The sequence below is a fragment of the Arthrobacter sp. StoSoilB19 genome (assembly GCF_019977275.1).
Lineage (GTDB): Bacteria > Actinomycetota > Actinomycetes > Actinomycetales > Micrococcaceae > Arthrobacter.
Genome location: NZ_AP024650.1, coordinates 1,336,643 through 1,360,254, shown reverse-complemented (window position 1 = coordinate 1,360,254; position 23,612 = coordinate 1,336,643). Strand labels below are relative to the sequence as shown.

At 67.9% G+C, this 23,612-nt stretch carries 17 protein-coding genes; 6 read left to right on the top strand and 11 right to left on the bottom strand.

From position 1 onward, the window contains the following. The first annotated feature begins 9 nt into the window (after positions 1-9). Positions 10-1,521, top strand: coding sequence for a DUF58 domain-containing protein (locus tag LDO86_RS06310; RefSeq protein WP_018770140.1), 1,512 nt, complete (start codon positions 10-12; stop codon positions 1,519-1,521). Beyond that, on the top strand, positions 1,518-4,046 hold the full coding sequence (locus LDO86_RS06305; RefSeq protein WP_018770141.1) for a DUF3488 and transglutaminase-like domain-containing protein: 2,529 nt from the start codon (positions 1,518-1,520) through the stop codon (positions 4,044-4,046). The genes LDO86_RS06310 and LDO86_RS06305 overlap by 4 nt, the downstream gene beginning before the upstream one ends. A gap of 60 nt (positions 4,047-4,106) precedes the next feature. Here LDO86_RS06305 and LDO86_RS06300 read toward each other — a convergent pair whose 3' ends face one another. Both LDO86_RS06300 and rsmI read right to left on the bottom strand, forming a co-directional pair. Then, positions 4,107-5,606, bottom strand: coding sequence for an NAD-dependent succinate-semialdehyde dehydrogenase (locus tag LDO86_RS06300; RefSeq protein WP_026265912.1), 1,500 nt, complete (start codon positions 5,604-5,606; stop codon positions 4,107-4,109). A 181-nt stretch (positions 5,607-5,787) separates the two neighbouring features. Continuing rightward, positions 5,788-6,663 carry a 16S rRNA (cytidine(1402)-2'-O)-methyltransferase gene (gene rsmI, locus LDO86_RS06295; protein ID WP_018770143.1) on the bottom strand — a complete coding sequence of 292 codons (876 nt, stop codon included), beginning with the start codon at positions 6,661-6,663 and terminating at the stop codon, positions 5,788-5,790. A gap of 46 nt (positions 6,664-6,709) precedes the next feature. Here rsmI and LDO86_RS06290 point away from each other — a divergent pair, with 46 nt between their 5' ends. Then, positions 6,710-8,437, top strand: coding sequence for a phospholipid carrier-dependent glycosyltransferase (locus tag LDO86_RS06290; protein WP_018770144.1), 1,728 nt, complete (start codon positions 6,710-6,712; stop codon positions 8,435-8,437). A gap of 67 nt (positions 8,438-8,504) precedes the next feature. Next, positions 8,505-10,334 (top strand): AMP-dependent synthetase/ligase, encoded by a 1,830-nt coding sequence (locus tag LDO86_RS06285; RefSeq protein WP_018770145.1) that lies wholly within the window; start codon positions 8,505-8,507, stop codon positions 10,332-10,334. Here LDO86_RS06285 and LDO86_RS06280 read toward each other — a convergent pair. Together LDO86_RS06280 and LDO86_RS06275 are read right to left on the bottom strand one after the other, a co-directional pair. Further along, positions 10,325-11,638, bottom strand: a complete 1,314-nt coding sequence (locus LDO86_RS06280; RefSeq protein ID WP_018770146.1) for a TIGR01906 family membrane protein — start codon at positions 11,636-11,638, stop codon at positions 10,325-10,327. The two genes, LDO86_RS06285 and LDO86_RS06280, sit on opposite strands and share 10 nt — an antisense overlap. Before the next feature lie 124 nt (positions 11,639-11,762). Continuing rightward, positions 11,763-12,755, bottom strand: a complete 993-nt coding sequence (locus LDO86_RS06275; protein ID WP_018770147.1) for a stage II sporulation protein M — start codon at positions 12,753-12,755, stop codon at positions 11,763-11,765. An 88-nt stretch (positions 12,756-12,843) separates the two neighbouring features. On the opposite strand from LDO86_RS06275, the gene LDO86_RS06270 reads away from it, so the two are divergent. Next, complete coding sequence (locus LDO86_RS06270; protein ID WP_224084379.1) at positions 12,844-13,644, top strand: RDD family protein; 801 nt, start codon at positions 12,844-12,846, stop codon at positions 13,642-13,644. Position 13,645: 1 nt separating this feature from the next. Here the strand turns inward: LDO86_RS06270 and LDO86_RS06265 are convergent, their stop codons facing one another. From LDO86_RS06265 to LDO86_RS06250, 4 genes are all read right to left on the bottom strand, one after another. Beyond that, on the bottom strand, positions 13,646-14,884 hold the full coding sequence (locus LDO86_RS06265) for an Ig-like domain-containing protein (protein ID WP_018770149.1): 1,239 nt from the start codon (positions 14,882-14,884) through the stop codon (positions 13,646-13,648). Between the two features lie 63 nt (positions 14,885-14,947). Further along, positions 14,948-16,414, bottom strand: a complete 1,467-nt coding sequence (gene ahcY, locus LDO86_RS06260; RefSeq protein ID WP_018770150.1) for an adenosylhomocysteinase — start codon at positions 16,412-16,414, stop codon at positions 14,948-14,950. A gap of 75 nt (positions 16,415-16,489) precedes the next feature. Then, positions 16,490-16,717 (bottom strand): hypothetical protein, encoded by a 228-nt coding sequence (locus LDO86_RS06255; RefSeq protein ID WP_018770151.1) that lies wholly within the window; start codon positions 16,715-16,717, stop codon positions 16,490-16,492. A gap of 78 nt (positions 16,718-16,795) precedes the next feature. After that, positions 16,796-17,182, bottom strand: a complete 387-nt coding sequence (locus LDO86_RS06250) for a DUF3499 domain-containing protein (protein ID WP_026265913.1) — start codon at positions 17,180-17,182, stop codon at positions 16,796-16,798. A 117-nt stretch (positions 17,183-17,299) separates the two neighbouring features. Between LDO86_RS06250 and LDO86_RS06245 the strand changes: the two genes are divergently transcribed. Then, on the top strand, positions 17,300-17,812 hold the full coding sequence (locus LDO86_RS06245; RefSeq protein ID WP_018770153.1) for a metallopeptidase family protein: 513 nt from the start codon (positions 17,300-17,302) through the stop codon (positions 17,810-17,812). A gap of 19 nt (positions 17,813-17,831) precedes the next feature. Here LDO86_RS06245 and LDO86_RS06240 read toward each other — a convergent pair whose 3' ends face one another. From LDO86_RS06240 to LDO86_RS20185, 3 genes are read right to left on the bottom strand one after another with little or no spacing between them, the layout of a single operon-like run. Further along, complete coding sequence (locus tag LDO86_RS06240; protein WP_018770154.1) at positions 17,832-19,538, bottom strand: DUF5719 family protein; 1,707 nt, start codon at positions 19,536-19,538, stop codon at positions 17,832-17,834. Next, positions 19,531-22,929, bottom strand: a complete 3,399-nt coding sequence (locus LDO86_RS06235) for a glycosyltransferase family 2 protein (protein ID WP_261377396.1) — start codon at positions 22,927-22,929, stop codon at positions 19,531-19,533. Before LDO86_RS06235 ends, LDO86_RS06240 begins: the two co-directional genes overlap by 8 nt. Next, positions 22,929-23,462: a WhiB family transcriptional regulator gene (locus LDO86_RS20185; protein ID WP_018770156.1), complete on the bottom strand. Its 534-nt coding sequence runs from the start codon at positions 23,460-23,462 to the stop codon at positions 22,929-22,931. The genes LDO86_RS06235 and LDO86_RS20185 overlap by 1 nt, the downstream gene beginning before the upstream one ends. Between the last annotated feature and the right edge of the window lie 150 nt (positions 23,463-23,612).

Genomic DNA, 23,612 nt, shown 5'->3' with positions numbered 1-23,612 from the left:
GCACGGACCATGGCCCTGCTGGATAAGCTTCCGCGGCACCTGTTCACCAGGCGCGGCTGGGGCATGCTCGCAGCCGGGGCCTTCACGCTGGCCGCGGCCCAGGTCATGGGGCGCCGGGACCTCCTGACACTTGCCATCTTGCTGCTGGTCCTGCCGCTCGTCTCCCTTGCCGGCGTCAGGCTGGTCAAGCCGCGCTTCCGCGTCTACCGCGAATTCAATCCCTCCCCTGTGGAAACCTCCGCCCCGGCGACGGTCCACCTTGCCGTGGCCAGGACGGGCCCGGGCAGCGGACGGGTTGCCATGGAGGAGCGGCTGCCGGCGCACTTCGGCCACGCGCCGTCCTTCCGGTTCCCGTCCCGTTCGGCCACCGGCGGCACAAGCCGCTACGAATACCACCTCACGTCCAGGTACCGGGGGCAGTTCAGGATCGGCCCGGTCACGGCCGAGTTCACCGACCCTTTCGGCCTCTCCCTGCACCGGCAGGCGATTGACGACGGCGACATCCTCACCGTGACGCCGGCAGCCGTCGTCCTGCCTGCCGCCGGGCTGGCGGGAGCGCGGGGGAACGACGGCGTCACCGCCACCCGTGTCCGGGCAAACCCGAGCGACGACGACATCATGACCCGGGAATACCGCCACGGTGACCCGATGCGACGGGTCCATTGGCCTGCCACGGCACGGCATGGGTCCTTGATGGTCAGGCAGGAGGAGTCCGTGACCACGCCGGAAGCCACCATCATCCTGGACCATCGGGCCAGTGCGTTCGGCGGGGGCTCCGGCACGTCGATGCCGGGCCTGCCCGTGCCGGAGGGGCATGCGCCGGCCACCAGCGACACCTTCGAGTGGGCTGTTGTTGCCACCATGTCCGTCAGCGCACACCTTGCCGAGCGCAACTACAGCCTTCGGGCGCTGGACACGGGCGGGGAACCGGCGTTCCTCCACTCCCCCTCGTCCCCGGAACCGGCGGTGGAAGAATTCAGCGGATCATCCGGCCTGCAGTCCATTGCCGAAAGCCTTGCCGCCATCCACCTGTCCGGGGCGCCCCACCCCCGCCGGGAAAGCACTCACCGGGACAGCACTCGCGGGGACGATGTGCAGCGGGGCGTCATGCAGCGGGGTGTCATGGCCAGGAACGCGCCGCGCCCGGGCGCCCCGAAAGTGCGGACACAGGGAAGCCCGGAGCAGGGACTGCCGGCCTTTGACGACCACTTGATGGACAAGCTGTCCGCCCATCGGATGCGCGGGCCACTGATCGCTGTCCTGGGTCGCATCACCAGGGAGGAAGCCGCAGCATTGGCCCCTGCCGCTTCGTACGGCACCAACGCGTTCGCCATCCTGGCCGTGGAACGTCCCATGGAGTCCCAGGATGTCCTGGAGGTGCTGCGGCAGGGCGGCTGGCGGGCGGTGGCCGTGGCGCCCGCGACGCAGCTTGCCGCCGCGTGGCGCCAGTTCGACCAGGACCCGGCCCTGCCGGTGGTTACGGCGGCAGAGGTCCGGCGGGGAGCAGGGGTGGCCACATGACCATGGCGCCGGCCCGGCCAACGGGTGCGGGCCACGAGGCACAGGCACAGCATGAAGTGCCTGCGGGACGCCTGCGCGCCGGCGCCTACCCGTGGGCCATGGGGGGATCCATCACCGTGGCCGTCTGCGGCGCTGCCCTGTCCTTGAACGGTGTCCTGCGGGGCTGGAACTGGTACTGGCCGGTGATGACCACCGTGCTGGTGGTGGCATTCACGCTTGCCGCGCTGCGTTCCGTCCGGGCCCAGCCCCTGCTGGTCACCGCAGGCGGATTCGTGGCACTGGGCGCCGTCCTGACGTTGACGTTCTTCCGCGGCTCCAGTTTCCTGTGGGTGGTCCCTACAGGTGCCACGCTCCCGGACCTGGACCGGCTGATCCGGCGGGCCAGCGAGACTGTCCTGGCAGAGACTGCACCCGTGGCGCCCAACGCCGGGATCGTCATGGTGGTCTGTGCCGTGCTTGGCCTGGCGGTCATCCTGGTCGATGCACTCGCGGTTCCGCTCGGGATGCCGGCTGCCTCCGGCACAGGCCTGCTTGCGCTGCTGGTGGTTCCGGCCATGATCAAACCGCAGAGCGTGGGGGTATGGAGTTTCGTTGCCACCGTGGCGGGCTACCTGCTGATCCTCGCCTGCAGCCAATGGTTTGCCCCGGACGGGAGGTTGCAGGGCGGCTCGGCCCGAAGCCCCGGCCTGGTGCGCAGGGCCGTGCTGACGGGCTCCGTGGCGCTGGCAGCCACCCTGGTGCTGCCCCTGGCGATTCCCGGCTTCGACACAGGCACGTTCCCGCAGGGTTCACGGCTGAATCCGTGGGGTGCCGCCACAGGCCTGAATCCGATGATCACCCTGGGCAACAGCCTTCGCACACCGGACGGAAGCGGCAGGATCACCTACGCCACCACGTCACCCAACCCCCTCTACCTGCGATCGGTCACCGTGGACAATTTCGACGGCGATTCGTGGGGACCGGACGACCGCACCGCCTCCAGGGTGCCCCTTGACGGCCGGATCGACCCCGGGTATCCGGTCCTGACCGATGAGCAGGTGCGGCTGGTGACAGCCATCGACACCGGGTCCTTCACCAGTCCCTACCTGCCGGCGCCCTATGCGCCCGAGACCGTCCGCGGACTGGGCGGACAGTGGACCTGGGATCCGGCCACGCTGAGCATCAAGGGCACTGACACCACCACCCGGCGGCAGGAGTACGTGGTGACCTCCGCGGTGCCCAAGCTTTCAGCGGCGCTCCTGGCCCAGTCCTCAGGGCCCGCACGGGGCATCCCCGACATTTTCACCCGCATCCCGGGCAACGTCCCGGACATCGTCAAAACCACGGCACAGACCGTTGCCGGGGGTGCGGGGACGCCGTACCAGAAGGCCCTGGCCATCCAGAAGTACCTGCGCTCGTCCGAGTTCACATATTCACTGCAGTCCCCGGTGCAGGGCGGCTATGACGGTAACGGCCTTTCCGTCCTTGCTGACTTCCTGCAGCAGAAGAGCGGTTACTGCATCCATTACGCATCGGCGATGGCGGTGATGGCCCGCCTGGACGGAATCCCCAGCAGGATCGCCGTGGGCTATGCCCCCGGCAGGCTGACCGGGGCGACGGTCTCTGTGTCCGGCCAAGGCGCCCTCCCGGAGTACGAGGCAGATGCGCGCGACGCCCACGCCTGGCCGGAATTGTACTTCCAGGGCCTGGGCTGGGTACCGTTCGAGCCGACGCCGTCGCGGGGGGTGGTCCCGGACTACGCAACCGAGGCCTCAGCGCCTTCGGTCGCGGATTCCCTGGGCAACAACGACGGCCTCATCCCCGATACGGCCCCGGTTCCCGCCCCATCCCCCAGCACCACTGCCCAGGCCGTCCCCGGCGCCGGCAGCAGCACAGGCGACTCCGCGCAATTGACCCCCTGGTTCCTTGGTGCAGCCGCATTGGTGGGCTTGCTTCTCCTGGTGGCCGCCCCCCACCTGGTTCGGAGGGGTATCAGGTCACGGCGGCTGCGTCCAAGGCGACCGGACCTGGCCGTACCGTCGGCATGGAATGAGATCAAGGATCTTGGCGCCGACTACGGCCTGCCCCCCGCGGACAGCGAGACGCCCAGGGCATATTCATCCCGGTTCCGGGCTGAACTGCTGGGTGAGCCCGGAGGTATGGACCAGGAGGCGCACGGGGCAGTGTCGCGCTTTACCTCGGCGTTCGAACATTACCGGTACGGCCGCCCGGGCGGCACTGGTTCCCAGGGCTCCGGCCCCGACCCGACCGAAGGCGACATTGCAGCCGGGGTTGCGGCCGTGGAAGCGTCCCTTCGGGCAAACGCCACCCTGCGCAGGCGTTTGACGGCGGCATGGCTTCCGCCGTCGGTCACCCGCCGGCTGGGCCAGCTGCTCAGGATGCCGTTCATTGCGGCCGGCAGGACCATCCGCACAGCACTTCACGCTGCAGCGCGCCTACGCCCCGGGGCGCCCGGGCATCCGTCGGCAGGACGGCGTTCCAAGGCGGGGGCGGCCGACGGCGGCCGCGGGGCCGGGCAGGGCTGAACGGCAGGTGCCGGCCGGGGAAACCCCGGCCGGCACTTGATTTCTGCGAAACTTCCGGAACTAGCCGGCGTAGGGGTCGGCGATGCCGATGTACTGGGTGTATAGGTATTCCTCGATGCCTTCGAGGCCGCCTTCGCGTCCCAGGCCCGACTGCTTCACGCCGCCGAAGGGCGCCGCGGCGTTGGAGATGACGCCGGCGTTCAGGCCGAGCATGCCGGTTTCGAGTTTCTCGCCCATCCGGATGCCGCGGTTGAGGTCCTTGGTGAAGACGTAGGCCACCAGCCCATATTCGGTGTTGTTGGCCAGGCGGACGGCTTCGTCCTCGGTGGAGAAGGTGATGATCGGAGCGACGGGGCCAAAGATTTCCTCGGAGAGGATCCGGGTGCCTTCGGTGACGCCGGAGAGGATGGTGGGCTGGTAGAAGTAGCCCGGTCCCTCTACCGGTGCGCCGCCCAGGACGGCCTTCGCGCCGGAGGCGACGGCGTCGGAGACCAGTTCGTGGACTTTGTCCCGGCTCTTGGCGTCGATCAGCGGCCCCACCTTGGACTCGGGCTCGGTGCCGCGGGCGGTGGTCATGTCCTTCATCTTCGCGGCGAACTTCTCCGCGAACTCCCCGGCTACGGACTCGTGCACGATGAAGCGGTTGGCTGCGGTGCACGCCTCGCCCATGTTCCGCAGCTTGGCCAGCATGGCGCCGGTAACGGCCGCGTCCAGGTCAGCGTCCTCGAAGACCAGGAACGGGGCGTTGCCGCCCAGTTCCATGGAGGTCCGCAGCACGGTTTCGGACGCATCGGCCAGCAGCCGGCGTCCCACCTCGGTGGAACCGGTGAACGACAGCTTGCGCAGGCGCGAATCCTTGATCAGCGGCCCGGTGGTGGCACCGGCCGTTGAGGTGGGGATGACGTTCAGGACGCCGGCAGGCAGCCCGGCCTCCTGCATCACGGCAGCGAACAGCTGGGAGGTCAGGGGCGTCAGGTTGGCCGACTTCAATACCATGGTGCAGCCGGCGGCGACGGCCGGGGCGATCTTGCGGGTGGCCATGGCCAGCGGGAAGTTCCACGGGGTGATCAGCAGGCAGGGGCCCACCGGCTTCTTGGTGACCAGGAGGCGGGACTTGCCGTCCGGCGAGACCGAGTACCGGCCGAAAGCCCGGACTGCTTCCTCGGAAAACCAGCGCAGGAACTCGGCGCCATAGGTTACTTCGCCGCGGGCCTCGGCCAGCGGCTTGCCCATTTCCAGGGTCATCAGGAGGGAGAAGTCTTCTGCACGTTCGGTGACCAGGTCGAAGGCCCGGCGCAGGATCTCCCCGCGTTCGCGCGGCGGCACCTTTGCCCAGGATTCCTGGGCAGCCGCGGCAGCATCGAGGGCTGCCGCACCATCCTCGGGGCCGGCGTCGGCAATGCTCAGCAGCACCTTCCCGGTGGCGGGATCCTCGACGTCGAACGTCTTGCCTGAGGCGGCGTCGCGCCACTCACCATTGATGAGCAGCCCGGTGGGAACGGAGGCCAAAAGCCGGGTTTCGCGCTCGGCGGAAACGGCCGGCTGTGCAGTGACAGTCACGATGACTCCCTCGTCAGTAGGGTTGTGGCAGCCCATCGCCGCGGCCGGAGTGACCGGGATCATGGGGCTGATTAACAGCCAGACTACTGCGGGGCATGGCTATGGTCTACGCCGATGCGCACTGCGGAATCGCGGCTTCGCTGTGCACCTGCACAGGCGCCGAAAGCGGACCGTGGCCCGGCTAGCGGGCCGCCAGGACGGCCGAGTAGAGCTCCCTCTTGCTGACCCGGACGTCTTCGGCGACGGCGGCGACGGCCTCCTTGAGCCGGATGCCCTGGGACACCAGCTCATTGACGGCAGCCACATGGTCCTCCGGGGTGCCGGCCGCCTGCTCAGGAGCCCCGCCGAGCACCACGGCGATCTCGCCGCGGACCTCCGTGTCCTCGGCCCACTGGAGCAGTTCGCCAACAGTGCCGCGGATGACTTCCTCGTACGTTTTCGTCAGTTCCCTGCAGACTGCGATGGGCCGGTCCGGCCCGAACCTCTCGCGCAGCGCACGCAGCATGGCTTCGAGCCGGTGCGGCGCCTCGAAGAACACCATGGTGCGCCGCTCCCCGGCAAGGTCCGCCAGGCGGGAGGCCCGTTCGCCGGCCTTGCGGGGAAGGAATCCCTCAAAACAGAACCGGTCCGTGGGCAGGCCCGACAACGCAAGGGCCGTGAGGACCGCGGACGGTCCGGGAACCGCGGTGACGGGAAGTCCCGCCGCAATGGCGCCTTCCACCAGCCGGAAGCCGGGGTCGGATACCGACGGCATCCCGGCGTCAGTGACCATCAGGAGCGTGCTGCCGGAGCGCACGTGGTCAAGGAGCTCAGCGGTCCTGGTGGCCTCATTGTGCTCGTGGTAGCTGATGACGCGGCCCGCCACGTCAACGCCCAGGCTTTGGACCAGACGGTGGAGGCGCCGCGTGTCCTCAGCGGCCACAATGTCTGCAGTGCCCAGCAGTTCCACGAGGCGGGCCGAGGCGTCTCCGGTGTTCCCGATGGGAGTGGCGGCAAGGACGATCCGTCCCGCGGTCGCAGGGCCGGGTTCGGAAAGGGGGCTGGGGTTCGGGTCCACCCACCAAGCCTACTGCCGCCGGGTCTCCGCAGCCGCAAAAGGTAGCATGGGGCTCGTGACGCAGACTTCGACGCGGCCCACGGGGCCCGGGAAACCCAACGCCGCGGGATCCCCGGCCGAAGCCGGGGCAACCGGGACGGCACCCGGCGGTAAGGCCGCCCGCCCCTGGATCAGCCGGCCTGATGAGGCGTTCACGGTGGAGGCACTGCGGGCAAGGCTCATTGGTACCGGCATGTCCTGGCGGGATTATCCGCCGTCGCTCCGGCTGTGGTTCGTCCTGGTCCCGGTCCTGACGGCGGTGGCCGGCGGCCTCCTCCGGTTCATCCGCCTGGAAGTGCCGCACAAGCTGGTGTTCGACGAGACGTACTACGTCAAGGACGCCTACTCCTACCTCATGAGCGGCTATGAGCGCAGTTGGCCGGACAAGGCAAATGATTCCTTTAATGCCGGCAATCCGGACGTCCTGCTGAACACTCCCGAATACGTCGTCCATCCACCGGCGGGCAAGTGGATGATCGCGGCCGGGATGTGGCTGTTCGGGCCGGAGAATCCCTTTGGCTGGCGCTTCGCCGCAGCCCTCACCGGCACCCTCACGGTGCTGCTGGTGTCCTTGATCGCCCTGAAACTGTTCCGCTCGCTTCCGCTCGCGGGTGCCGCGGGGCTGCTCCTCGCCGTCGACGGCCACCACCTGGTGATGTCCAGGACGTCCTTGCTGGACATCTTTCTCACGTTCTGGATCCTTGCCGCGTTCGGAGCCCTGCTGATGGACCGCGACGACGGGCGCCGTCGCCTGGCGGCCCGGCTTGCCCATGCCGCCGCCACGAACGGCGGACAGCCCCCGGCCCGGGCGCTGCTGGCCGGACCGTGGCTGGGCGTGCGCTGGTGGCGGGTGGCCGCGGGGGTCTGCCTGGGCCTGGCCGTGGGCACCAAGTGGTCCGGCCTGTTCTTCCTGGCGGGCTTTGGCCTCCTGACCGTGCTGTGGGACCTCAACGCCCGACGGGTGGCGGGCATCCGCGGCTGGATCAGCGGCGGCGTGATCCGGGACGGAATTCCCGCCTTCGCGGCCACCGTGCCCGTCGCAGCCATTGTCTACTCGGCCACCTGGACCGGCTGGTTCCTTTCGGCCAATGCCTACTACCGTCACTGGGCGGAGAGCAACCCGTCAGCGGAATGGGGCTGGCTGCCCGACTCCGTCCGGTCCCTTGTCCACTACCACCTGGAAGCGTACAAGTTCCACCAGGGCCTGAGCTCCGAGCACCCCTACCAGGCCAGCGCCTGGAGCTGGCTGGTGATGGGACGGCCGACGTCGTTCTTCTATGAATCCCCGCCCCAGGGCACCCCGGGCTGTGACGTGGAAAAGTGCACCTCCGCCATCCTGTCCGTCGGTAACCCGTTGATCTGGTGGGCAGCAGCCATCTCGCTGGTGGTCCTGCTGTTCTGGTGGGTGGGACGCCGGGACTGGCGCGCCGGGGCAGTGCTGGCCGGGGTGGGCGCGGGCTACCTGCCATGGTTCATGTATCCGGAGCGGACCATGTTCTACTTCTACGCGGTGTCCTTTGAGCCGTTCCTGGTCCTGGCCCTGGTGTACTGCCTGGGGCTGGTCCTGGGCCGGGCCACGGATCCGCCGTGGCGCCGTCGCTCCGGCATGTATCTGGTGGTCCTGTTCCTGGCGGCGGCGCTCCTGCTGTCGGCGTTTTTCTACCCGATCTGGACCGGCGAGGTCATCCCGTACGTCGACTGGAAGGTCCGGATGTGGATGCCATCCTGGATCTAGGGCAGGATGGCAACAGAGACCTGAAGGAGCCGCTGCCGCGGCATGGCAGCGGAAACGGAGACCTGCTGTGAGAGAAGCGAGCACGGAACTGCTGGTTGAGCTTGAGGCCAACAGCAACGTGACTGACCTGCTGCTGGAGCAGCACGCCGCCAACCCGGCCCACGCCCTGTACCGGCGGAAGGGCCCCAACGGCTGGGTGGATATCCCCGCGCAAAAATTCCTCCAGGACGTCAGCGCCCTGGCCAAGGGGCTCATCGCCGGGGGCCTGGAGCCCGGCGACACGGTGGCCGTGATGTCGCCCACCTCGTACGAATGGACCCTGGTGGACTTCGCCATCTGGTTCGCCGGCGGTGTGACGGTGCCCATCTACGAAACGTCCTCGGCCAGCCAGGTGGAGTGGATCATCCAGGACGCAGGGGTCCGCCGCGTCTTCGCCGGTGACCGGGCCACGGTGCAGCTGGTCAGCGGAGTGGTGGCCGGTTGCGCCGAGCTCAGCGACCGCCTGGTCAACGTGGTGCGGATGGATTACGACGGCGAGGCCCCGGACCTTGCCAGCCTCGCCGCTGCGGGCACCGGAGTCAGTGATGCTGAACTGGAGCGGCACCGCAGCCGCGTGGGGTTGGCCGACCTCGCCTCCCTGGTGTACACATCGGGCACCACGGGTAAGCCCAAAGGGTGCGAGATCACGCACGGGAATTTTGCCCTGGTGGCCAAGAACATCGTTGCGTTCCTGCCCGAGATCCTGCAGGAGGACCAGGCCCGCACCCTGATGTTCCTGCCGCTGGCCCACGTGCTGGCCCGCGCCGTCCAGGTGGTGTGCCTTGCCGCAGGGGCAACGCTGGGGCATACCCCCGGGGCCGCCCAGCTCCTCGAAGACCTCGGCACGTTCCGCCCCACCTTCCTGTTGGTGGTGCCGCGCATCTTCGAAAAGGTCAGGGCCACGGCCGCCCACAAGGCCGCTGTGGCAGGCAAGGGCAGGCTCTTCGACGCCGCAGCGGCCGCCGCCATCGAGTACTCACGCGAACAGGACCGGCACAGCCGCGGCGAGGGGCCTGGTCCGGGCCGGTTGAGCCGGATCAGGCACGGGATCTATGACCGGCTGGTCTACCCGCGGCTGCGCCAGGCGATGGGTGGCGAGGTGGGATACACCGTGTCCGGGGCCAGTCCCCTGGCTTCCGAGGATGCCCATTTCTTCCGTGGCGTAGGCATTCCCGTCCTGGAGGGGTATGGGCTGACCGAGACCACGGCGCCATGCACCGCGAATACGCCTTCCCGCACCAAAGTGGGAACGGTGGGCATTCCCATCCCGGGCACCACCATCCGGGTGGCCGAAGACGGCGAAATCCTGGTCAAGGGAATCGGTGTTTTCCGGGGCTACCATTCCAATCCGGAGGCTAACGCCGAGGCGTTCGTGGACGGATTCTTCCGTACCGGAGACCTCGGTGAACTCGACAAGGACGGTTTCCTTACCGTCACGGGACGCAAAAAGGACCTCCTGGTCACGGCCGGCGGCAAGAACGTGGCGCCCGGGCCGCTGGAGGAGAAGATCCGCAGCCACCAACTGGTGGCCCACGCCGTGGTGGTGGGCGACGGCAAACCGTTCGTGTCAGCCCTGCTGACCCTGGACCCGGAGGGCGTTGCCAACTGGCGGTCCGAAAGGGGCCTTCCTCCCCTCCCCCTCAGCGAAGCCGCGAACGATCCCGCCGTCCTGGCTGCGGTGCAGGAGGCAGTGGACCTGGCCAACCGGATGGTGTCCAAAGCCGAATCGGTGCGCACGTTCAGGCTTCTGGACGCCGAGTTCAGCGTCGAGTCCGGGCACCTCACACCGTCCCTGAAGCTGAAGCGTTCCGCAGTGGTCCAAGAGTTTCAGGCGGAGATTGCCGGAATCTACGGCTGATCCGCCGTGGCCGGCCCCGTCTTTTCCCGGTCCGCCTTGTCCTGATCCGCCCTGGCCGGCTTTGCCTGCTGCGCAATACCGCGGCGGCGTCGAGTGGGCCAGGTGAGGACCATCGTCACAATGGATGCCAGGAGCACCAGGCCCGCGATGGCGATGCCGGCGTCGATCCAGAACTGGCTGGGGAACAGCCGGATCAGGGTGTCATCCAGGCTGAAGGTCCAGGACCCGGCGGCGAAGAAGACCCGGTGGAATTCGGTGAAGAACTGCTGCCAGCCCAGGGCCGCCAGCGTGCCGAGGCCCAGGATCAGTGCCAGCGTGATGATGGAACCGGCGAAGAGGCCGCGCCGGATCCCGCCGGTGCTGCGTTTGCGCAGGTACAGGATGGCGGTCAGCGCCAGGAGGAGCAGCAGTGCACCGGCACCAAAGGTGGACAGGATGACAACCTTGACGTCGGCCATGTGGCTGACTTCGCCGTCCTTGAAGAGCTTTTCGCCGCCGCGGTGCACCAGATCGCCCAGGTACCTGGGGCCCGCCCAGTTGCTCAGGTAGTCCACCGCATAGGAGCCGTACGTCATTCTGTCGTCGGTGTTGAAGCCGTACCCGTCACCGGGGAACCCGGGACGGTTGTACTCCACCCAGAGAAAAAGCGGGCTGGTCACCGCCCGGACGGCCAGGATCAGCAGGATTACCGGGTAGATGATGGCCAGCAAAACCTGCATGACACGCGGTGCCACGGGTTTGGCGTTCGCGGCGCTTTCGCGCTGGGCGTTGCGGCGCTCCACTTCCTCCTCGGGGGGACGGACGTGCAGTGCTGACGTGGGAAGGGGTTCCTTGAATACCGGCGAACCGGTGCCGGGCCCGGCCGCGGCGGAGCCCGCGGCGGAAGTGTGTTCCGCGGGCCTGCGGGAGGCGGCAGCTGCGGCGGCTGGGGCTCCGGCGGTGGAGGAGCCGTTGGCGGAGGATCCGACGGCGGCTTCCGCGGCCTTGCGGTCGGCCCGGCTTCCTGGCTGGGCGGCCTTGCTTCCTGCCGCTGCCTGGTTCCGGCCGGCGTGTCCGCCGGCCTCGTCGGGGCCGGTCCTATTGATGCCGGGCTTGTCGCCGGCTGGCTTTTCTCCGCCTGGCTTGCCAGCGGCAGGTTTGTCCCCGGCCGGTTTGTCCCCGGCCGGTTCGTTCCGGGCCGGTTTGTCCCCGGCAGCGGGCGTCAGCCAGGAAAATGCGGGCTCGTCGGAGTCCCCGGACGTGTCCAGGAACGGCTCCGGCTGCGGCGTGGCGCTTTTGGCGCGGGCCGGTGTCTCGTCATTCACAGCAGCGTCACTTCCGTTGGGTTCCGCACCGGTCCCAGTCAGCCGGTGCGATTCATTCTGCAGTCGAGCCTACCGTCCGGAAGTTCCGCCGGGCGAGGAACCACCCCGTCAGGATTACAACGATTCAGGCAGCGATTTCCGTGTAGCCGGCATCCTCGCGGCGGAGGTCGCCGCGCTCCCCTGCAAGGCAGGCGCGCCTGCCCCACACCAGGACGTAGACCCAATACGCGCTGAGAACCGCCGCCCCGATTCCGATCCTGGCCCAGGCCGGCAGCGGACTGGGGGTGACGAACCCTTCCACCAGGCCTGAGACGAACAGCACCACCACGAGCCCCAGGGCCACCGTAATCAGTGACCTGCCCTCTTCCGCGACGGCGCGGCCCCTGGTCCGTGGTCCGGGTGCGACCATTGCCCAGAAGACCCGAAGGCCTGCTGCGGAGGCAACGAAGACGGCGGTGAGCTCCATGAGCCCGTGCGGCAGGATGTAGCTGAAGAAGACGTCGGACTTGCCGGCAGACGCGAAGATGCCCGCTGCAATGCCCACTCCCTGGGCATTGCTGAACAGGATCATTGGCACCCACACACCGGTGATCCCCAGGGCCACGGCCTGTGCGCTGATCCAGGCATTATTGGTCCAGACGGCACCGGCAAAGGACGCTGCCGGGTTCTCCGAGTAGTAATTGATGAAGTCCTCGTTCACGTACTGGGCGGCAGCGGCTTCCGAGGCCACGGCCCGGAGGGCTTCGGGGGACGTCCCGATCCAGATGGCGTACGCGGCAGCGATGAGCACGAAAGCGGTGCCGCAGGCCAGGGTCAGCCAGGTCAGCCGGTACAGGGCCGCCGGCAGGGCCACGACGAAGAACCGTGCAAGGTCAGCCAAGGCATTCGAGCGGGCGCCGGTGAAGCGGGTCCGTGCCTGGGCCAGCGTGGCCGAGAGGGACGCGGAGAGTCCGCTTTCCGGCGCCATGGAACGGACCAGCGACAGGTGGCCGGACGTGGACTGGTACAGCGCCAGCAATTCGTCGGCTTCGGCTCCGGTGAGCCTGCCCTTGCCGGCAAGCTTACGCAGGCGCGCCCACTTGTCCGCATTGACGGCGGCGAAGGCATCCATGTCCACGGCTACAGCCTAGCGCCCGGCATTAGAATTTGACCGTCTGCACCATGTGATCGTTCGAACCACCAGATGCGAAGGGCAGGGATGCAGTGTGAGCCCGATAATCACCGGCGAGGCAGTGGTGCTGGAGCTCCGGCCGGCGAGCTTCGCCGCCCGGGCCCTGGGCCTGTTTATCGACGCAATCGTCCACGTAGTCCTGCTGGTGCTGGTCATGATTGGCCTGTCGGCCGCAGGCGCGGACCTCGACGGGGCAGCCGCGCGGGCCCTGGGCCTGGCCGCCGTCGTGTTCTGCCTGGTGGTGGTGCCCGTGGCCGTCGAGACCCTGAGCCGGGGCCGATCGCTGGGTAAGCTGGCCACGGGCCTGCGGGTGGTCCGTGAGGACGGCGGCGCCATCCGGTTCCGGCATGCGGTGATCCGCGGCCTGACCGGGTTCCTTGAGATCTATCTGACGTTCGGCGGCCTTGCCCTCGCCGTGGCGCTCTTCAACGACAAGTCCAGGCGGCTCGGCGATTTGCTCGCAGGCAACTATGCTGTCCGCAGCCGGGTACCTGCGGACCAGGCCCTCCGGGTCTTTGTTCCACCCCATCTGCAGTCGTGGGCTGCAGCGGCGGATATTGGCCATATTCCGGATGCCACAGCCCGCAGGGCCGCCCAGTTTATCCGCCAGGCCGGCCGGATGGCACCGCTGTCCCGGGCGGGCATGGCGCAGGCCATCGCCGCTGAACTCTCCGCACACGTGGCTCCGCCCCCGCCTCCGGGCACGGGCGCCGACGACTATCTGGCCGCCGTCGTGGCTGAACGGCGGCAGAGGGAGTTCACCAGGCTGTCGCTGTCACACCGGCGGAACACGGAGATCGGGGAACGGCTGCAGCGTCTGCCGTTCTCCACCTGACCTAGTTGTCGTATTCGCTCCACGGGATATTCCAGTCGCCGAACCCGTCGGTATTCGCCGCGTAGTCACCCTCGGTGTTGATGATCTGGACCACGTCGCCGGTTCCCATGTTGTCGAACACCCACGCCGCTCCGTCGGGCAGGAAGCCGATGCACCCGTGGGACACGTTGGCGTTCCCGATGTATGGAAAGGCCGATTCAAGGGCCTGGTGGATGTAGGCGCCGCTCAGGGTGAGGCGGATGGTGTATTCGACGTCGGCCTCACCGTAGTAGGCAGGATCGTCGGGCTTCAGCCCGATGCTTGCCGCCCTGAAGTGGTCAAAGCGGTTCTTCTCCATGAGCACTGCATATCCCTTTGCCGAGGGGAAGCGCTTATCCCCCATGCTGACGGGCAGGGTCTTGACGGGCTGGTCGTTGACGCTGAGCGTGAAGGTATGCGCGGTGGCATCGGCGACGGCCACCTTCTTTTCTCCGATCGAGACATTCACCTTTTTGTTGAAGTTCGCGATTTGGCCGTTGCCCAGGTCAACCCCGAAGAGCTGCATGTCCATGGTGACGGTGGAGTTCGCTGCCCAGAAGTTCTCCGGGCGGTACCGGACCATGGTGTCGCTGTACCAATGGAATGCTCCGGCCTGTCCCGCCGTCGTGGTGATCTTGATGGCCTTTTCCACGGCGGCGCGGTTGGTCACGGGTTCGCTGAAGATGATCTGCAGGGGCTGCCCCACGCCCACCTTCATGCCGTTCAGCGGGTAGACGGCGGCGTCGGCCTCGTGGGAACTTGTCACCGTGTTGAAGGACTGCGTGGTGCTGGTCTCGCGTCCGGCGGCGTCCTTGACCACGTAGGTGTAGCTGTACTCGGTGTTGAATTCCAGGGGCCCGGTGGCGGACCACGCCGTCCCACTGGCATCGATGCTGCCATCAATGGTCTTCCCCGCCGTACTGGCGAGCGTGACGCGCTGGATGGTCCCGTTGCCCACTTTCAGGGACACCGGGGCCGCAGGGTTCACCTGCTTTGCACCGTTGGCCGGCGCCGCGTCGAAAGTCACGGGCGGAACAACGGGGGAAGCGATGCCCGGCGATGTCCGCAGTGCGGAGCCTGCTTCGGATTCAAGCGGGCCGCCGGCAAGGCCCGGGGCGACGGCGGCGAAAACCCCGCCCAGGGCAGCCAGGACACACACGGCTGCCACGGCAAGGATTTTCTTGGCAGTCCCCCGCCGGCGGGGCTTTACATCAGGCTCCATGTTTCGATCCTAGGTGCAGAAAATAACGGCCCGGGCGCTCGATGGCGCCCGGGCCCTTACGTCTCAGTAACGATAGTGCTCGGGCTTGTACGGACCGGCGACGTCGATGTCCAGGTATTCCGCCTGGTCCTTGGTCAGTTCCGTAAGTTCAACGCCCAGGGCGTCCAGGTGCAGCCGGGCCACCTTTTCGTCCAGGACCTTGGGCAGCACGTAGACCTTGTTCTCATACTCGTGCTGGTCCCGCTTGGTCCACAGCTCGATCTGCGCAATGGTTTGGTTTGCGAACGAGTTGCTCATCACGAAAGACGGATGGCCGGTTGCGTTGCCAAGGTTGAGCAGGCGGCCCTCGGACAGGACGATAATGGAGCGCTCCGCCGCCGTGCCTTCCTCAAAGACCCATTCGTGGACCTGGGGCTTGATTTCGACCTTTTTGACGCCGGGGATGCGGGCCAGGCCGGCGATGTCGATTTCGTTGTCGAAGTGGCCGATGTTGCCCACAATGGCCTTGTTCTTCATGCCGGTCATGTGCTCGGCCATGATGACGTCTTTGTTGCCCGTGGTGGTGATGAAGATGTCGCCCTGGGCCAGGACGGATTCCAGCTTGGCCACCTGGTAGCCGTCCATGGCCGCCTGCAGCGCGCAGATGGGGTCGATCTCGGTGACAATGACGCGTGAACCCTGGCCGCGCAGCGCCTCGGCCGCGCCCTTGCCCACGTCGCCGTAACCGCAGACGACAGCGACCTTTCCGCCCATGAGCACATCCGTGGCCCGGTTGATGCCGTCGGGCAGCGAATGGCGGATGCCGTACTTGTTGTCGAACTTGCTCTTGGTGACGGAGTCGTTGACGTTGATGGCCGGGAAGAGCAGCTTGCCCTGGTCAGCCAGTTGGTAGAGGCGGTGGACACCGGTAGTGGTCTCCTCGCTGACGCCCCTGATCGTGGCTGCCGTCCGGGTCCACTTCTGCGGGTCCGCGGCAAGCGAGCGGCGCAGCACGTCCAGGAAGATGCCGTATTCCGCGGAATCCTCGGCATCGGCGGACGGCACGTTGCCGATGGCCTCGAACTCGACACCCTTGTGGACCAGCATGGTGGCGTCGCCGCCGTCGTCCAGGATCATGTTCGGACCCAGCTCGGGGTTGGAGTCGGCGCCGGGCCAGGTGAGGATCTGCTCGGCGGTCCACCAGTATTCCTCAAGGGTCTCGCCCTTCCAGGCGAACACGGGTACTCCCTTGGGGTCCTCAACGGTACCCTTGCCCACCACCACGGCCGCGGCGGCCTCGTCCTGGGTGGAGAAGATGTTGCAGGAGGCCCAGCGGACCTCGGCGCCCAGCGCGGTAAGGGTCTCGATCAGCACCGCGGTCTGCACCGTCATGTGCAGGGAACCGGCGATCCGGGCACCCTTGAGCGGCTGGGTGGGGCCGAACTCCTCGCGGAGGGACATCAGGCCGGGCATTTCGTGCTCCGCCAGGCGGATCTGGTGGCGGCCGGCTTCCGCCAGGGAGATGTCGGCAACTTTGTAGTCAAAAGTCATGGGTGGTCCTTTGCTTGGTCCGGGTCCTGGTCCAGTCCCCGTTCTGCTGTTTCTGTGCGGGCGGATACAGGTGAACTAGAGCCCTGCCGCGGCGTGATCGTGCTGGTCCGAACCTGCCGATGCTGCTGCAGCCAGCAGTTCCGGAGGCAGCAGCAGCGGGATCCCGTCTTCGATGGCGTACCGGTTCCTGATCCCCGTATCCCCGGCGGCAGTGGCCACCAGTTCTTCGCCCTCCTGGACCAGCGGCGAGCCGGTCACGGGGCAACGCAGGACGGACAACAGCTCGGGACTGATCTTAGGCATTTGTTCATGCTCCCTGGCGGGCGCGCTCGCGCCGGTAGCGGAAAGATGTGCAGCTTCCAGCGTACCGCCAGATGGAGGTCAGGAAGGTTCCCGGAGGACCCGCAGGTGCCCCCGGCGTACCCCTTCGGCGCCCGCAGGAGCTTCAAGGGCGGAATGGTGGCCGCGCTGGGCGCTTGGCTGGGCTTCCGGGGGGAGGGCAGCGGCGTCCCGTACGGCGTTGGCGAGCGCCAAAAGGTCATCCGGCCCTGGCTGCTGGGGGGTCGACGGCATGGCCAGGCGCAGCACTTCCCAGCCGCGGGGAACGGTCAACGAGTCAGCGTGTTGCTCGCAGAGGTCGTAGCAGTGCGGCTCCGCATACGTGGCCAGCGGACCCAGGACTGCGGTGGAGTCTGCATACACGTACGTCAGGGTGGCTACCGCCGACTGGCGGCAGGCTGACCTTGAACACTGACGGATAGCTCCCACGACATCACAGACTACCCCTTGGCTGCGCAAAAACCGCGCATTGGCGCACGGGCCGACGCGTCTCCGCAGCCACAGGGATGTATCGCGTAAATCCTCCCCCGGGTTTAGAGTCGATTTATGCAGTCATCGAACCATGAATCAGGCTTTTCGGTCCGGTTGGCTGACCCGGATGCCAGCACGGCAACGGGCGTGGAGACTGCCGGCAGGAGCTTCTTCAGGCGGCGCCGGAACCGCCACGGGCGTGGCCTTCGCGGTGAGGTGATGCTGCCCACGCACCCCGGATACCGGACGCGTGCCGACCGCTTTGACGACATGGTGCTGGATTCAGCCCAGCGGCTGCACGATATTTGGGGCAAAACACTGGACGGCGTGCGCTTTGGTGTGGACGAGATCCCGCCGGACCTTGAGCAGCTGGCCGCCCATGCCACCACGCCGCCGATGGGTTCCTACACACCCGCTTCCGGTGATGACGGGCCCATGATTACGGTGTACCGGCGGGTTGTGGAGCAGGCCTGCTCCAGCGTGGAAGAGCTCCAGGACCTGGTCCACGATGTGGTGGTGGAACACACGGCCGAGATGCTCGGCGTGGCTCCGGAAACCTTGGATCCCGTGTACCGCCGCCGCTATTGATAACGGCAGCCGGGAACCTTTAGTAGCCCAGCGTGACCGGGACTGTTTCCCGCCCGGCCGCAGCAGCCAGGAAAGCCAGGGAGGAAACATCGTTCCGGCCGTCCTGTCCCACGAGCACCGCTCCATAGGCTGCGCCGCCTGACGCGGACACGACATAGCCCACGACGTCGGCCCCGTCGGCCTGTGCCGGAATGCTGATGGAGGCGGTTGTCCCCCCGGCGATGTCCGCGGTGGCCGCCGGCCGCACCTTTCCATCAGCCGTGATGGGTGCGTAAGTGATGGTGGCCCGGGCGTCCAGGGCGCCGAAAACCAGCTGGCGAAGTCCTCCCTTGGGAACGGGAACCACGTGCTGGCTGCCGAGCCGCACGGCGGACGCCGCCCATGCCACGTCCAGGGGCTGACCCGCCTGGAGGCCGCGGCCCATGCGTGCTGCCGCAACGAAGGACACGTCGGATGAGGCCGCGACGGTGTACTGGCCGGCAGGAACCCCGGCCAGGGATACTTCCGTGGTTGACCCGGCTTTCGCGGTGATAACACCGCCGGAGGGAAGCGCATGCTGGCCGTCCCGACCGTACAGCTTGATCTCCACCACGGCGTCGGAGGCGCCGGGAACGGTCAGCTCCAGGGCGGGGCCCGCGTCCCGGTACCCCGGCTGCCCGGTCAGTGCAGCGACACCGGCCGGATCCTGGATGTCCACCCCCGTCATTACCTGGCGGACTGCGGGCGCAGCCCCCGGGCTAATGAAATCCACGCCGCCCGGGGTAAGGCCGCGCAGGACACTTTGCTGGATTGACGCGGCAACCGGGCCACCGGCGCTGCGGACATGCACGCTGAGCTGGGACTCGTTGGGCGCCAGCCCTGCGAGGACTACGCTGCGCGTGGTGCCGGGGGCAACCAGCAGTCCGCGGCTGCCCGGAGCCTGGATCTGACCGCCCGCCCCGAACAGCTCCAGGCTCACGGTGGCAGGAGTGCTGGAGGCATTGGTCAGCGCCAGCACGGAGGTGCGGCCAAGCGTGGTGGCGGCACCTGCAAGCCACTGGTCGTTGGAGGGTTGCGCGCACGTCGCCGCGGCACTGCCCTGGAGGTCGCCGTCGCTGGCGGTGTACTTCATGGCACCCGCAGCCGATGCGTTCTGGTTTGCCAGGGCGTTGGCACTGAGGACATTGACCTGGTCCACCGCGCGGTCGGCAACTACTCCGGCAAGGAGCTCCTGGGGGGTGCCGGCAGTGGGCGCCGCGCCGGGGTCCTTGGCGATTTCGACGGCGGCCGTTCCGTCCAGTCCTGACAGCCGGCTCCCCGGCAGCACGCCGCCCGCGCCAAGCACAGCGGCGCTGACCCTGGTTGCGGCCGTGGCTGACTCGGGCCGGAACTGGGCGTCAGTGCCCGCGTCGGTGCCTTCCAGCAGCCGCGCAGGCCCGGGGCAGACTCCGATGCTGGCTCCTGCGGGAACAGCGGCTTCCGCGGCCGGCACAGTCCGGCTGGTTTCCGGATGCGGCGTCAATGACCCCGCGGCCACCACGGCACCGGTGCCGGCAAGGATGAGGACGCCTGCCGCCACTCCGGCCGCGGATGCTGCGCGGCCCTTGGCGCCGGGCAGCCGGGTAGCGCCGCGGCCGGATGCCTTCCTGTCTGTCCCGGTCCCGGTCCGCTCCGGGGCCGGCTGCTTGGTTGCGGGCTGCGTTCCGGCATCGGACTGCGCCGTGGCCGGTGGGGTGTGGTCATGCATGTTGGTGTTCCTTACGCAAGGAGCCCTCGTCACGGGAGAGGCCGGTCCGCGGCCGTCGGGCCGGCATGGGGATGGCAAGGATGACTGTCAGTCCGATCACCGTGATCTGGGCGGCGGCAGTCCAGAAGGACCACGGGTTTTCGTACCGGACGGTAAGCCGGCCTCCCGATGCCGGAAGGGTAAACGCCTGGGACCAGCCTGAGGTGGTGGAGGTCAGCTTCCGCCCATCGAGCCAGGCAGTCCACCCGGGATCAGCGCGTTCGGCAAGCACCACCAAACGGCCTTCGGCACCTGGCGGGACTGCGGCGTCGACCTCATCAGTTCCGGATGCCACCAGCGCCGTGACCGCGCCGCGGGGATCGACAATGCGGACACGGTGGGCAACATCGGCGGCCTGGATGACCGGCTGGTTCAGCGGGCTGATGCGCCACAGCCAGCCAACGTCGGTCTGTCCCACGGCCACCAGGCCGGGAACTGCATCCATCCGGCTGGCGGTCAGCTGGGCTGCGGTGTCCGCGGAGCGGAGCACCACGAATCCGACACCGAGTTGTTCCAGGTCCGTCCGCGGGTCCACGCCCTGCCCGGCAACCAGGGTGGCTGCAACGCGTCGAAGCGCAGCGGTGACGTCGTCGTCGCCACGTACCTCTTCCGCGCCGGGAGCGCCAATGATGTTCCGTGCGGAGGCGATGGCAGACAAGCTGTCCAGGGTGGTGCCGCTCCCTCGCATGAGGGATGCGTTGAAGGTACCGTCGTCGCCGGTACGGAGCAGGAGGGTTCGTGTCTGCTCGGGTCCGATCCCCCTGTCAATGGCGGTGGCGGGAAGGGACCGTCCGGCAGTGGCTTCCACCAGCCGCGGCGCGCCCAGGGCTCCCCCGGCCCCGGAAGGGGCTGGGCTGGTGGCATCTCCCAGCGTGGCCACTGAAGGCGCGGCCGTTGCTCCGGCCGGGCGCAGCAGGTTTTGCGCGGACCAGGCGGCCATTCCGGCCAACGGTCCTGCCAGCAGTACCACCAGGCCCAGTGCCAGGCCGGCGCGTGCCGCAGTCCGGGTCTTGGCCCCGGTACCGGAAGCCCGTGCCGCAGCGGACAGCAACTTCTCGGCTCCGAGGAGGGCTGCCGCGAGGAGGGCAAAGGACGCGGCAGACACTGCCGGTCCGGTGAAGGGCGTTACTAGGACGTCCTCGTTCAGGCCCGTGGCAACGTGGCTGGCCAGCCATCCACCGGCAAGGAAGATCACCGCGGCAACCCAGAACCATCTGGCAGTCCCGGCACGCCGCCCGGGGCCCAGGAGACCCACCACGGCAAGGACCAGCACGGGCACGGCGACCAGCAGTGCCAGCAGCAGGGCCCACGGCATCGGTCCGCCCGCGAAGGCCGCCAGCCCCTGTATGCCGCCAGCAGGGTCGAATGACAGGGGCTGGCCCAGGATCTGCTGCCAGAGTGGGGCGGCGTCGAATCCCAGCGGGAGTCCGGGGTCGGCCAGGAGTGCCCTCGGCCGGTCAAGCGTCGACAACGCGAAGGGGACAAACAAGGCTGCACTGGGCAACAGCGCCCACCACACTGTCCGCCCGCGCCGTCCCAGCAGGACCCCGCAGAGCACGATGACCGCGGCCGCAGGGACAAGCAAAGAGGGCGCCGACGCCGTTGTGACCGCCAGCGCAAGGCCGGCAGCTGCGGCGGCCGTCCATGATGGCACCCCGTTGATGCCCGCCTTGGCCGGCGGCAGTTCGGCCGGCCGGTCGTCAAGGGCTGACGCGGGGTTGAAACGGCCGTGGCCTACCGCCGAGCCCGTAGCGCGCAGCAGGCCCAGGACCACCAGCGGCAGCATGATGTGCGCGATCAACGCACCGGCGCGGCCCTGGTTCAGTGCCACCTGGAGTGCTGGAGCAGCAGCCCAAAAAATCGCCGCCACGAACCTGAGCCGGCGGCGCACTGTGACCCCGCCCGCGGCGAACCACGCGGTGAGTCCGGACAGCGGGGCCCCGAGCAGGAGCAGCCACGCCATGGCGGGGTTGGCGTCACCTCCGCCGAGGACGCCGATGATCCAGAGCACGTAGTCAAAGGGATCGCCGTGCCCCGGGAGTCCCGCCCCCAGGCTGATCCACCAGCTCGAGGCATGGTGCCAGATATCGCCCAATTGGGCGGAGACAGGAATCAGGGCGCCCCCGGTTACGGCCCCCGCGCGGAACAGCCCCGCCAGGGCCAGGAGCGAGGCGACCGCCGCAATAATGACGGCAGCCAGGGCGCCGTTACCCACCCATCCGCGTTTGCTGGTGGCCAGGGCGGCGAAATCGTCCGCGGCATCGCCGGTGGGCTGGTGCGCGAGCGGATCCTGCACGAGGTGGTCTGCGCCAGACCCGTCGGATCCCAGGGCCTCCATCAACGACCTGCGGTGGCTCCAGACCTCGCGTCGGGGCGTTTGGAGCTTGCGGATCACGGACCGGCGGATGCGCCGGGTGCGTTTGGCTGTCCGCCGGGCCCTCGCCACGGCCCCGGGCCGGCCAAGGGCAGCGCAAGTGGCAAGGAGTTGGGAAATGCCGTGGCCGGGATCCTTGACCACAACGCTCAGGACAAGTTTGAAGAGGCTGCCCAGCAGTGCACCGATGCCGTGGAGGGGCACCATCCAGAGCGGGCTGTGCTTCAGGCGCAGGTGGACCTGCGCTTTCCGGGCTGCGGACGGGTTTCCAAGGGCGTGCGGGCGGTGCGCCACATGGAACATACGGGCTGCGGGGACCACCACGACGCGGTGGCCTGCCAGCCGGTTACGCCAGCAGAAGTCGACGTCATCGCCGCTGCCGGGCAGGGCGGGGTCGAAACCGCCCAGGTGTTCCCAGATGTCCCGCCGGACAAGCATGCCTGCGGAGTTGACGGCGAAGGTATCAGTGCGGCCGTCGTACTGGCCCTGGTCCATTTCGTCAGCGTCGATCAGGGTAAGCCGCTCCGCCCACCGGCTGGTGGACAAACCCACATCCATCAACTTCCGCGGCGAATGCCAGTCCAGCTGTTTGCAGCCGGCAACAGTCACTGAAGGCGCACGCTCCACGGCGCCCAGGAGTTCAGCCAAGGCCTCAGGGGCGGGCGCGGCGTCGTCGTGCAACAGCCAGACCCACTCCGTACCCGGACCGTCGACAGTTGCCTCGAAGGGCGCCAGCGCGCCAAGCGCGGCGGAGACGGCGGCGCCCATACCGCCCTTGCCCCGGGGGTGGCTGACAGTGGCGGCCTCCCCCAAGGCTTCCTGAAGGAGGCTGTGCGAGTCGTCGCGGGATCCGGTGTCCACGCCAATGGCGCGGTCCACGGGCCTGGTTTGGGCCGCCAGGGCCGAAAGGGTTCTGGGCAGATAGGCACTGCCGTTGTGGGCGACCACAACGGCAGTGACATGGACATCCTGAAGAATTAGATTGCTCGCTTCCTTAGCCGCCGGCGCTCACGCTCGGAAAGGCCTCCCCAGATGCCGAACCGTTCGTCATTGGCCAGCGCATACTCCAGGCACTGGGACCTGACGTTGCAGGCACCACAGACCTTCTTGGCATCGCGGGTGGAGCCGCCCTTTTCCGGGAAGAATGCTTCCGGATCCGTCTGGGCGCACAATGCGTCCGTCTGCCAGCCAAGTTCGCCCTCGTCGTCGAAGTCCTGCTGGAGCGGAAGTCCAATCCATACCGGCTGGGCGGTACCGGGCGCTGCCAGCTCCATGGGCGGATCCAGGTCGTCTTCCGGCTCGGCGCCGCCGTCAAGGAGGGCCTCGTGTGCCGCAAGGAACGCGGTGGCCTGGTCCTCGAGGATGCTGCCGGAATTCCTGTTGTACCGCTCTGCGGCATCAGGATCGGCGGGGTCAACATACCAATCACTCGGCACCCCCCGCGCACGGTATTTTGCCGTTGCCTGACCGGCCACGACGGCATCTTCCTGGATACGCTCTGCTTGCCCCACGGCGACCCTCCTGATGTTTCAGCCACTGCCTGGATACGTGGACACTCGGTTGTGTGCCGGTATTTACGCAATTGCTTTAGTTACCTAATTACACGTGTGTAACTAGGGCGAGTCAAGCCGTTGCCGGGATAATAGACAGTCCAACCTGGG

Coding starts and splice junctions, on each gene's coding strand:
- LDO86_RS06310 (WP_018770140.1), top strand. CDS start 10: ATGGCCCTGCTGGATAAGCTTCCGCGGCACCTGTTCACCAGGCGCGGC.
- LDO86_RS06305 (WP_018770141.1), top strand. CDS start 1,518: ATGACCATGGCGCCGGCCCGGCCAACGGGTGCGGGCCACGAGGCACAG.
- LDO86_RS06290 (WP_018770144.1), top strand. CDS start 6,710: ATGGGGCTCGTGACGCAGACTTCGACGCGGCCCACGGGGCCCGGGAAA.
- LDO86_RS06265 (WP_018770149.1), bottom strand. CDS start 14,884: ATGGAGCCTGATGTAAAGCCCCGCCGGCGGGGGACTGCCAAGAAAATC.
- ahcY (WP_018770150.1), bottom strand. CDS start 16,414: ATGACTTTTGACTACAAAGTTGCCGACATCTCCCTGGCGGAAGCCGGC.
- LDO86_RS06255 (WP_018770151.1), bottom strand. CDS start 16,717: ATGCCTAAGATCAGTCCCGAGCTGTTGTCCGTCCTGCGTTGCCCCGTG.
- LDO86_RS06245 (WP_018770153.1), top strand. CDS start 17,300: ATGCAGTCATCGAACCATGAATCAGGCTTTTCGGTCCGGTTGGCTGAC.
- LDO86_RS06240 (WP_018770154.1), bottom strand. CDS start 19,538: ATGCATGACCACACCCCACCGGCCACGGCGCAGTCCGATGCCGGAACG.